The 2,072-nt window shown below is 67.3% G+C and carries 1 protein-coding gene; it reads right to left on the bottom strand.

Annotated elements, in window-relative coordinates; translation table 11 throughout:
• Nucleotides 1-23 precede the first annotated feature (23 nt).
• Nucleotides 24-1,793 (bottom strand): DHH family phosphoesterase, encoded by a 1,770-nt coding sequence (locus tag ACESMD_RS15465; protein WP_372614721.1) that lies wholly within the window; start codon nucleotides 1,791-1,793, stop codon nucleotides 24-26.
• Nucleotides 1,794-2,072: the final 279 nt, after the last annotated feature.

Here is a 2,072-nt window from a genome sequence, read left to right as displayed (position 1 = left end):
CTAGGTGCGACCGGCTCATCAATTCACCTTTTGATCATTTCGGCATGTTCGACCATCAGCTGTAGACTCTCCCTTCCCCGCCAGCGGTTGCGGTTGAGCTTGTAGGCGCAGCGCAGGCTTTCGCCGACCCCGAAGGCCGGCAGCTCGCCCGGTGTCAGGGCCCGGAACCAGATGGCCTTGTAGACGACCGGCCCGGCGGCGAGCTCGAGCATCAGGTGGTTGCCCTCGGCGCCCACAGGGCGCAGCGCCTCCACCAGGAAGTCGCCCTGGAAGAGAGGAGCATCGAACTCCCGACCGTAGGGTCCCAACCTCTGGAGCTCATCCAGGGTGGCGAGGCGGAGCTGCTCGGGCGCGAGCTCACCATCGGTGAAGATCCGCGGGCAGAGTTCGGTATCGCCCAACTGCTCGCCCACTGCTTTCAGGAAGGCCGCACGGAACCTCTCGAGGGACTCCACCGGCACACCGACGCCTGCTGCCCCCCGGTGGCCACCGAAGCGCGGCAGGCTCTCGGGCGCCAGCTCGAAGGTACGCTGCAGGGCGTCACGCAGGTGGAGCCCATCGATGGAGCGCCCCGAGCCGGTGAGCATGCCGGGGGCCACCGCCGGCGTCAGTACCAGCGCCGGTCGGCCGAAGGCCTGCACCAGGCGCGACGCCACGATGCCCTGCACGCCGGGATGCCCGCTCTCCAGGAAGACCACGATAGCGCACTCGTCGGCGGCCAGTACCGCCAGCGCCAGCGCCCTCGCCTCCTCCGCCATCTCCGCCTCGATAACCTTGCGAGATTGGTTATCCTGATCCAGCACCTCGAGATAACGTCGAGCGACATGATCCTCTTCCGCGAGCATGAAGTGCAGCGCCGCATAGGGGTCGTCGAGGCGCGATCGAGCGTTGATGCGCGGCCCCATCTGGAAGCCCAGGGTCTCGGCATCGAAGGGCAGACTGTCGGCTCCCAGCCGCTCGGCCATGGCCCGCCAGCAGGCGGCATCCATGCGGTTGATCAGGGTCAGCCCGTGATTGACCACGGCACGATTGGCCGCACTGCCGCCCAGCGAGACGCAGTCGGCCACGGTACCCAGGGCCACGTAGGAGAGCCAGGACGAGAGCTTCGGCGTCGCCTCGGCCAGCACACCCCACTCGATCAACACCTGGCGAGCCAGGGACATGACCAGCCAGGCCACCATGCAGCCGGCGATGGTCGGATCGGGGTAATCACAGTCGTCACGGGTCGGATTCACGGTGGCGAAGGCCGAGGTAGGAGGCCCCTCCAGCGGCAGGGCGTGGTGGTCGCTGACCACGACGTCGATGCCGTCCGCCTTGAGCCGAGCGATGCGGGGTTCATCGCTGCTTCCGCAATCGGCGGTAATCACCAGGCTGGGCCGCGGGGTGAGTGCCAGGGTGCGCTCCACCAGCGGCAGACTGATGCCGTAGCCGTCATGGATGCGGTGGCCGATCAGGCTGTGCAGCCGCGCCTCGGGCACCCCGAACAGCTCGACCAGAGTACGCCGGATCACCACATGGGAGGTGATGCCGTCCACGTCATAGTCGGTGAGGATGCCGATATGCTCGTCGTCCACGACCGCCTGGGCGATGCGTTCGGCGGCCTTGCGGGCATCCTTCAGCTGAGCAGGATGGACCAGATGACGCAGGCTCGGCGAGACCAGCGGCGAAAGCTCGCCCTGGTAGCCCGCCAGGCGGCCGGCCAGCACCCGCGCCTGCAGCTCGGAGAGCCCCTCGCGCTGGGCGCGGGCATAGAGCGCGGCGTCCCGGGGCCGCGGGAGGATCCGCGGCCTCATGCGTTCATGCAGGTCGATGGGATCACTTACGGCGTCCAAAACCGACTCCTGGGTCTTTGTCTCTCGGCGATGGCAGGCAGTAACGGGAAGAGTGCTGCGGCCGGCCTTTTGCGGCCTTTTGGGGTCAGGCCTTTTGGAGTCTGACCCCAAAGGGCCTCCCCGGCGACGGTGGCCCGAGCTCGGATCAGCCCCGAGCGTCGAAGACTACCTATCGACGGTTTTCGGCGACAAACTGCTGGACGGCGGCGAGATCGGCGGACAGCAATGTATAACGCTCCT

This window comes from Halomonas sp. (assembly GCF_041689495.1).
Taxonomy (GTDB): Bacteria; Pseudomonadota; Gammaproteobacteria; order Pseudomonadales; family Halomonadaceae; genus Halomonas.
This window is presented reverse-complemented; position numbering and strand designations above follow the sequence as displayed.

Excerpts from the sequence above, each read along its gene's own strand:
- ACESMD_RS15465 (WP_372614721.1), bottom strand. The coding sequence starts at position 1,793 with ATGAGGCCGCGGATCCTCCCGCGGCCCCGGGACGCCGCGCTCTATGCC.